The sequence below is a fragment of the Micrococcus sp. HG099 genome, assembly GCF_024723355.1.
Classification (GTDB): Bacteria; Actinomycetota; Actinomycetes; order Actinomycetales; family Micrococcaceae; genus Micrococcus; species Micrococcus endophyticus.
The window spans coordinates 1-8,489 of sequence record NZ_JANQCJ010000104.1; the positions used below are offsets into that span (position 1 = coordinate 1).

Below are 8,489 nucleotides of genomic sequence, written 5' to 3' on the forward strand. Positions count from 1 at the left end.
GAACTCGCCGGCGCGGGCCTGCGGCGAACTGAGGACACCGCCGACTGGCGCGGGGACCGGCTCACCGGCCGCCGCGTGGACCGGCTGGGCGCACTCGTGCTGGCGGAGACGCCGGCACCCGTCGCCCCCGACGCCGCCGCGCAGGCCGTGCGCGACGCGCTCGCCGCCGACGGCCTCGCCCGGTTCGACCCGAGCGGCCGGGCCGAACACCTGCGCCGCCGGGTGCACCTGCTCCACCGCGTCCTCGGCGCCCCGTGGCCGGACCTCTTGGACACGGCGCTGCCCGGCCTGGACGCGCTGGTCGACGGGCTCGCCGCCGACCTGGCCGCGGGACGGCCCCTCGCGCGCCTGGACGCCGAGGCGTTGCTGCGCGGCGCCCTGCCCTGGCCGGAGGCGGGCCGGCTGGACGAGCTCGCCCCCGAGCGCCTGCCCGTGCCGAGCGGGCGCGGCGTCGTCGTGGACTATCCGGCCGTCCACGATGACACCCCGCCCGTGGTCGCCGCCAAGCTGCAGGAGTTCTTCGGGGCGCGTGTGACCCCCGCTGTGGCGGACGGTCGTGAGCCGGTGGTCCTGCACCTGCTCTCCCCGGCAGGTCGCCCGCTGGCCGTGACCGCCGACCTGCCGTCCTTCTGGGCCGGCCCCTACGGGCAGGTCCGTGCCGAGAACCGTGGGCGGTACCCCAAGCACCCGTGGCCCGAGGATCCCGCCGCCGCGGAGCCGACCGCCCGGACGAACCGCCGCGTCCGCTGAGAAAAGGGGCCCGCGAAGGGTGCGGGAATCGCTCCGATGCGTGATGATGGCCGTCACATCCGACTCGCATCGAATGAGGTTCCACTTGTGAGACACGACACGCGGGCACGTCAACGACGCCGGGCCACGCTGGCCGGCGCCGTCGCTGCGGGCGCCCTCATCCTGGCTGGGTGTGCCCCGGCCGAGCAGACGCCCACCCTGACCTGGTACACCAACCCCGATGACGGCGGGCAGGCGAAGATCGCCGCCCAGTGCACCGACGCCGCGAACGGCCGGTACCGAATCGAGACGTCCATGCTCCCGACGGACGCCGCCTCCCAGCGCGAGCAGCTGACCCGCCGCCTCGCCGCGGGCGACACGTCGATGGACATCATGTCCCTCGACCCGCCGTTCGTCCCCGAGCTCGCCGAGCCCGGCTTCCTGGCCCCCGTGCCGGAGGAGATGCAGGCCTACGCGAAGGACAACGCCCTCGAGGGCGCCCTCGCGGCCGCCAGCTGGAAGGACGAGCTCGTCACGGTCCCGTTCTGGGCCAACACGCAGCTGCTCTGGTACCGCAAGTCGGTCGCCGAGGCCGCGGGGCTGGACATGTCCCAGCCCGTCACGTGGGACCAGCTGATCGAGGTCGCCCGCAGCCAGGACAAGGACCTGGGCGTCCAAGGCGCCCGTGCCGAGTCCATGACCGTGTGGCTCAACGCGCTCATCGAGGGCGGCGGGGAGCAGATCATCCCCAACGCCGAGGCGTCCACGGACGAGGTCACCACGAACCTCGACTCCGAGGCCGGCCGCACGGCCGCGCGGATCATCTCCACGATCGGCAAGGAGGGCCTCGGAAGCGCCGGCCTGCCGACCCAGGACGAGAACGCCTCCATGCTGCTCTTCCAGGGCAAGAACGGCTCGTTCATGGTCAACTGGCCGTTCGTCTGGCCGGCCACCCTCGGCTCCGTGGAGGAGGGTTCGCTGCCGAAGGACCTGCCCGAGGACATCGGCTGGGCCGTCTACCCCCGCACCGTCGAGGACAAGGACGCCGCGCCGCCCGTGGGCGGCATCAACCTGGGCGTGGGCGCGAAGTCCGAGCACCAGGACCTCGCGTGGGACGCGATCTCCTGCATCACCACCACCGAGCATCAGAGCCAGTACTTCGTGGAGAACGGCAACCCGCCCGCCGACCCGGCGGCCTACGACGCCCCCGAGGTCGCCGAGAAGTTCCCCATGGCGGACACCATCCGGGAGTCCCTCGAGCTCGGCGCCCCGCGGCCGCAGACCCCGTACTACAACGAGGTCTCCACCGCGATCCAGCAGCGCTACGCGCCGCCGTCGGGCGTCTCCGAGTCCACCCCCGCCGAGACCGACGACTTCATCCAGGAAGTCCTGAGAGGGGAGCGTCTGCTGTGAGCCACGTCGACACCGCACCCGCCGCATCCACCCCGCGCGCCGCCGAGGGTCGCCGCCCCCGCCGGGCGAAGTCCCAGCGCGCGAAATCCGAGGCGCGTCTCGGCTGGCTCCTGGCCGGCCCCGCGTTCTTCGTGATGCTGTTCGTGGTCCTGTACCCGATCCTGCAGGCCCTCTACGACTCGCTGTTCAAGTACCGGCTCACCGCCCCGGGCGACCGCGAATTCGTGGGCCTGGGCAACTACGGCGTGATCCTCTCGGACCCCGTGTTCTGGAAGGACCTCGGGGTGACCCTGCTGATCACCGTGGTGACCGTGGTGGTCGAGCTCATCCTCGGCTTCCTGCTGGCCCTGGCCATGCACCACGCCATCAAGCACACCCGTGGTCTGATCCGCACCATGATCCTGGTGCCCTACGGCATCATCACCGTGGTCTCCGCGTTCGCGTGGTTCTACATGTTCTCCATCGAGTCCGGCTACATCAACGCCTGGTTCGACTGGGTGCCGGGGATCAGCGCGGACCTGAACTGGTTCGCGCAGGGCTCCACGTCCCTGTTCGTGATCATGCTCTCGGAGATCTGGAAGACCACGCCGTTCATCTCCCTGCTCCTGCTGGCCGGTCTGGCCCAGGTGCCGGGTGACCTCACGGAGGCCGCCGCCGTCGACGGCGCCTCGTGGTGGCAGCGGATGAAGCTGGTCATCCTGCCGAACATGAAGGCCTCGATCATGGTGGCCGTCCTGTTCCGCGCGATGGACGCGTTCCGCATCTTCGACTCCATCTACATCATGACCAACGGCGCCTACGGCACCGAGGTCCTCTCGCTGCTGGCCTACCGCACGTCCATCGGCCGGCTCGAGATCGGCATGGGTTCGGCGGTCTCCGTGATCCTGTTCCTGTGCGTGGCCCTCATGGCGGTCATCGCCGTCAAGGGCTTCAAGGTGGACCTGGCCGACCGAGGAGGTTCCAAGTGAGCACCGCCGCATCCGCTCCCGCCCCCGAGGGCCGCGCCCCCGAAGGCCGCGGACCCGAGGGCCGCGCGCCCCACCGTCGCGGCACCGGGAAGGCCACCGCACTGTGGTGGATCCTCACCGTCGTGATCGGCGTCTGGTGCCTCTTCCCGCTGTTCTCGATCTTCGCGACCAGCTTCAAGACGCCCGCCGACCTCGCCAACGGCAAGTTGCTGCCCACCCAGTGGTCCACCGTGAACTACGAGGAGATCTTCGTGGGCGGCTCACGCGAGCTATTCCTCACGGCGCTGCGCAACTCGATCGGCATCACCGTGATCGCCACGATCATCGCCGTCATCCTGGCCACACTGTGCGCCTACGCGATCGCCCGCCTGGACTTCCCGGGCAAGCGGCTCGTGCTCACGGTGTCCCTGATGGTCTCGATGTTCCCCGTCATCTCCCTGGTGACGCCGCTGTTCAACATGTGGCGCACCCTCGGGCTGTACGACACGTGGATCGGCCTGATCATCCCCTACCTGTCCCTGACCCTGCCGATCTCCATCTGGACCCTGGCCGCGTTCTTCCGCCAGATCCCGTGGGAGCTCGACCAGGCCGCGCAGGTGGACGGGGCCACGCCCCTGGAGGCGTTCCGCAAGGTGATCGTCCCGCTGGCCGCCCCTGGCGTCTTCACGACGGCGATCATCGCCTTCTTCATCGCCTGGAACGACTTCGTGTTCGGCATCTCGCTGACCTCCACCGAGACGGCGCGCACCGTGCCGGCGGCGCTGGCGTTCTTCACGGGCGCCTCGCAGTTCGAGTCGCCCACCGGCGCGATCTCGGCGGCGGCCATCATCGTCACCATCCCGATCGTGGTCCTGGTGCTGCTGTTCCAGCGCCAGATCGTGGCCGGCCTGACCAACGGCGCGGTCAAGGGCTGAGGCCCCCGCACGAGACCTCCTGAAAGGACCCCCACCGATGGCCTCCATCACCCTGAACCACATCGACAAGACCTACGACGACGGCTTCCACGCCATCAAGGACGTCAACCTCGAGATCGAGGACGGCGAGTTCGTCATCCTCGTGGGCCCCTCCGGCTCCGGCAAGTCCACGCTGCTGCGCATGATCGTGGGCCTCGAGGACATTTCCGACGGCGAGATGCTGATCGACGGGCGGCGCGTCAACGAGGCGGCGCCCAAGGACCGCAACCTCGCCATGGTGTTCCAGAACTACGCGCTGTACCCGCACCTGACGGTGTACGAGAACATCGCGTTCCCGCTGCGCCTGATCAAGGACGGCAAGCCTTCGGACGAGGAGATCGACCGCAAGGTGCGCGACGCCGCCCGGGTGCTCGAGCTGAACGACCACCTCGAGCGCAAGCCCGGCAACCTCTCCGGCGGCCAGCGCCAGCGCGTGGCCATGGGACGCGCGATCGTCCGCGAGGCCGACGCATTCCTGTTCGACGAGCCGCTGTCCAACCTGGACGCCAAGCTGCGCGGCCAGATGCGCGCCGAGATCTCGCAGCTGCAGCGCCGCCTGGGCACCACGTCCGTGTACGTGACCCACGACCAGACCGAGGCCATGACCCTCGGCGACCGCGTGGCCGTGCTCAAGAAGGGCGAGCTGCAGCAGGTGGCCAGCCCCCGCGAGCTCTACGAGCAGCCGCTGAACCTCTTCGTGGCCGGCTTCATCGGCTCCCCGTCGATGAACTTCCTGCCAGCCTCCCTCAAGGAGAAGGACGGCGGCCACGTGCTGTCCTCGCCGATCGGCGAGATCCCCGTGCCCGCCGAGAAGGCGCGTGCCGCCGAGGGCCGCGACGTCGTGTTCCTTGGGCTGCGCCCCGAGTTCTTCGAGGACGCGGACCTCGTGGAGGACCACCGCCTGGGCCAGGGGTCCACGTTCGAGGCGACCCTGACGCACCTGGAGTGGCTCGGCCACGAGCAGTACGGCTACATCGAGTTCGAGCCGGACCCGGAGGTGGCCGAGATGCTCTCCTCCCTGGCGAAGGACCTGGACGCGGACGAGCTGCGGCCCGTCGTCGTCGCCACCCTCTCGGGGGAGTCCCGGGCCCGCCCGGGCACGCCGACCCGCCTGTGGGTGGACACCACGCGCGTGCACCTGTTCGACCCGAAGACCGGTGAGAACCTCACCCGCGACCCGGAGGCCGGCGCCGAGCTGACCCGCCGGGCCGCCGAGGAGCGCCGTCGTCAGATCGAGGTGGCCGCCGAGCGCGACGCCGCCGCCGACCGCGAGGCCGCCGACACCCGCCGCTGAGCCGGCGACGCGGACGCCGGGGGCGGGTCAGTACCCGCCCTCGGCGTCCACCAGGCCCTCCAGGTCCGTCCCGGCCGCGCGGGCCCGCAGGTTCCGCTCAACGCGCGCGTGAAGCAGCGGGACGCACATCTCCGGGGTGTCCGCCGTGTGCGGCGTGATGAGGGCGCGCTCCTCGGTCCAGAGCGGGTGGCCGTCCGGGAGCGGCTCGGGGTCGGTGACGTCCGTGCCGTAGCCGTGCAGCCGGCCCGCCGCGAGCGCCCGGACGACGGCGTCCGTGTCCACCAGCGTCCCGCGGGCGATGTTCACGAGCACGGCGTCCTCGTCCAGGAGGGCGAGGCGGTCGGCGTCGAACAGGCCGCGGGTCTCGTCCGTGGCGGCCGCGGCGATCATCACGACCTGCGCACCGGGCAGGACCTCGTCGAGGCGGTCGGTCGTGACGGTGCGGTCCGCGCCGGGGACCTCGCCCGCGCGTCGGCGGACCGCGGTGACGTGCACGTCCCAGGTCTTCAGCAGGCGGATGTACTCCTGGGCGATCCCGCCGCCACCCACGACCACGACGTTCAGGCCGTTCAGGGTGCGGCCGGAGGAGGGGCCCCACGTGGTGGCGCGGACGCGCGCGGGCAGGTCCCGCAGCAGGGCCAGGGTGAGCAGCAGCGCGTGTTCGGCCACCGGCGGCGCGTAGGTGCCCTTGGCGGACGTCCACACGATGTCCGGGTGGCTGCGCACAAGGGGGACGAACGGCTCGATCCCGGCGAACGGGAGCTGCACCCAGCTCACATGGGGGTGGGCGGCCAGGGCCGCGGCGAGCGCGTCGACCGGGATCGGGCGGACCATCAGCAGGGCAGTGGCGGAGGCGTCGCCCTGGGTCACGGCGGCGCCGCCGACGTCGGCCACGGCCTGCTCGGCCAGCTGACGGGCGTGGGCGTAGGGGGTGCCGGCGAGGTCCTCGGCTGCGGGGAGGACGAGCAGGCGCTCGGAGGCGTCGTCGGGTCGGGTGCGGGGGAGAGCGGAAGAGGTGGGCATGGTGCCCACCGTCCCACATCCTCCGCACCCGGTTCAGCCGGTGACGGCGTCCCGGTGCGCGGCGGAGAGCCGCAGGTAGGTGGCCGCGTTCTTCTTCAGGCCCTCCCGCTCCTCGTCCGTGAGGGGGCGGCGGACCTTCGCTGGCACGCCCGCCACGAGCGAGCCGGCCGGGACCTGCGTCCCCTCGAGCACCAGGGCGCCGGCGGCCACGAGGGAGCCGGCGCCGATCACGGCCCCGTTCATGACGGTCGCGGACATGCCGATCAGGCAGTCGTCCTCCACGGTGGCGCCGTGCACCACGGCGGAGTGGCCCACGGAGACGCCGGCACCCAGGGTGCACGGGAAGCCCTTGTCCGCGTGGAGCACCACGTTGTCCTGGAGGTTGGTGCGCTCGCCCACGCGGATGGGCGCGGAGTCGCCGCGGACGGAGACCCCGTAGAACGCGGAGGAGCGCTCGGCCATCTCGACGTCGCCGGTGATCGCGGCGGTCGGGGCGAGGAAGGCGGACTCGTGGATGCGCGGGCCGGCGCCCGCGACGGTGATGATGTGGGCCATGGGCCCAGCCTAGGCCGCGGGGACGCGCGCGGTCAGGGCGCGGCGGGGCGCCGTCGTCGGCTCAGCTGAACACCACGGTCCGGCGCCCGTCGGCGAGCACGCGGTGCTGGGCGTGCCAGCGGACGGCCTGCACCAGGGTGGAGCCCTCGACGTCGCGGCCGCGGGCCACGAAGTCGGCCGCGGTCTGCGCGTGGGTCACCGGCTGCACGGACTGCGCGATGATCGGGCCCTCGTCCAGGTCGGCGGTCACGTAGTGGGCGGTGGCGCCGATCAGCTTCACGCCGCGCTCGTGGGCCTGGTGGTAGGGGCGGGCGCCCTTGAACGAGGGCAGGAACGAGTGGTGGATGTTGATGGCCATCCCGGCCAGGTCCCGGCACAGCTCGTCCGAGAGGATCTGCATGTAGCGGGCCAGGACCACGAGCTCGATGTCGTACTCCGCGATCAGGCCCCGCAGCCGGTCCTCGGCGGCGGCCTTGGAGTCCCGGCTCTCCGGGTCCGCGGAGACGGGCACGTGGATGAACGGGACGCCGTAGAAGGAGGCCAGCGACTGCAGCTCGAGGTGGTTGGAGACCACCACGGGGATCTCGACGGGCAGGGTCCCGGCGCGCTGCTGGAAGAGCAGGTCGTTGAGGGTGTGCCCGTCCTTGGAGCACATCACGAGGGTGCGCATGCGGTGCCCGGCGTCCCAGAGGCCCATCCGCATGCCGAACTCCTCGCGCACGGGCTCGAGGGCCGCGGCGACCTCCTCGCGGCGGGCGGGCGTGACGAACTCGACGCGCATGAAGAAGTCCCCGGACTCGGGGGAGTCGTACTGCTGGGACTCCGTGATGTCCGCGCCGACCTGCAGGAGGGCGCCGGAGACGGCGTGCACGATGCCCATCCGGTTGGTGCAGGCGAGCGTGAGCACGTGGGCGTGCTCGGCGCCGGAGGCGGGGGTCGGGCTGGGGGAGAGGGTCGCCGTGTCCATGGCGTCGATCGTAGGGGGTCGGACCCGCGCAGATCCGCAGGATGACGGGCCTGATCCATGGTCGTGGCGCCGGGGCGTGTGGCATCCTCGTCTCCACGTCCCCCCGCCCGTCGTGCGGCGGCGCGGGAGGGCGAGACGAGGCGCCCGGGAAGGCCGGTCGCCCCAGACGACCGAGGAGCACCCCATGGGAGAGTCCACCCTCTACTGGATCATCGGCGCGATCATCGTGGTCCTGCTGATCCTGATCATCCTCTCGGTGGTGGCCTCGCGTCGCCGTCGGGCCGCGGAGGCCGAGGCGGCGGAGGCGCAGCTGGAGCGCCGCCGCGTGACACCGACCGCCGCGGGCGTGGGGGCCTCGCACGAGGACGCACTCGAGGAGACCCACGACGCCGACGACCGCCCCCACACCGTCGCGTCCACGGGCGACGACGACACCGCCCCGGCCGGCGCGGCTGCCGGCACGACCCGGCTCTCCCAGCTCGACGACGTCGCCCCGGTCGCCGCTGCGGCCGCCGACGCGGACGCCGAGTCCCTGCCCGCCGACGGCGTGGCCGCCGGCGCCGGCGTGACGGTGGACCAGCAGGACG

The 8,489-nt window shown here is 72.0% G+C and carries 8 protein-coding genes and 1 pseudogene; 6 read left to right on the plus strand and 3 right to left on the minus strand.

From position 1 onward, the window contains the following. From NWP10_RS09160 to NWP10_RS09180, 5 genes are all read left to right on the plus strand, one after another. A partial coding sequence (locus NWP10_RS09160) for an ATP-dependent helicase C-terminal domain-containing protein (RefSeq protein WP_309137717.1) occupies positions 1–750 on the plus strand: 750 nt, incomplete at its 5' end. Positions 751–837: 87 nt separating this feature from the next. Continuing rightward, a complete protein-coding gene (locus NWP10_RS09165; RefSeq protein WP_017488847.1) occupies positions 838–2,142 on the plus strand; it encodes an extracellular solute-binding protein in 1,305 nt (434 codons plus the stop codon). Beyond that, the gene (locus tag NWP10_RS09170; protein ID WP_258300686.1) at positions 2,139–3,110 is read left to right on the plus strand and encodes a carbohydrate ABC transporter permease; all 972 of its coding nucleotides are present in this window, start codon (positions 2,139–2,141) and stop codon (positions 3,108–3,110) included. Before NWP10_RS09165 ends, NWP10_RS09170 begins: the two co-directional genes overlap by 4 nt. Next, on the plus strand, positions 3,107–4,024 hold the full coding sequence (locus tag NWP10_RS09175) for a carbohydrate ABC transporter permease (RefSeq protein ID WP_375162480.1): 918 nt from the start codon (positions 3,107–3,109) through the stop codon (positions 4,022–4,024). The genes NWP10_RS09170 and NWP10_RS09175 overlap by 4 nt, the downstream gene beginning before the upstream one ends. A gap of 37 nt (positions 4,025–4,061) precedes the next feature. Continuing rightward, positions 4,062–5,357, plus strand: coding sequence for an ABC transporter ATP-binding protein (locus tag NWP10_RS09180; RefSeq protein WP_017488844.1), 1,296 nt, complete (start codon positions 4,062–4,064; stop codon positions 5,355–5,357). 27 nt (positions 5,358–5,384) lie between these two features. Here NWP10_RS09180 and NWP10_RS09185 read toward each other — a convergent pair whose 3' ends face one another. The 3 genes from NWP10_RS09185 to NWP10_RS09195 form a co-directional block, all read right to left on the minus strand. Next, positions 5,385–6,389, minus strand: a complete 1,005-nt coding sequence (locus NWP10_RS09185; protein ID WP_258300687.1) for an NAD(P)-dependent oxidoreductase — start codon at positions 6,387–6,389, stop codon at positions 5,385–5,387. Positions 6,390–6,413: 24 nt separating this feature from the next. After that, positions 6,414–6,935: a gamma carbonic anhydrase family protein gene (locus NWP10_RS09190; RefSeq protein WP_258300688.1), complete on the minus strand. Its 522-nt coding sequence runs from the start codon at positions 6,933–6,935 to the stop codon at positions 6,414–6,416. 61 nt (positions 6,936–6,996) lie between these two features. Beyond that, the gene (locus tag NWP10_RS09195) at positions 6,997–7,902 is read right to left on the minus strand and encodes a formyltetrahydrofolate deformylase (protein ID WP_258300689.1); all 906 of its coding nucleotides are present in this window, start codon (positions 7,900–7,902) and stop codon (positions 6,997–6,999) included. Between the two features lie 184 nt (positions 7,903–8,086). On the opposite strand from NWP10_RS09195, the pseudogene NWP10_RS09200 reads away from it, so the two are divergent. Next, positions 8,087–8,489 (plus strand): annotated as a pseudogene (locus NWP10_RS09200) (hypothetical protein); the annotation flags it as partial.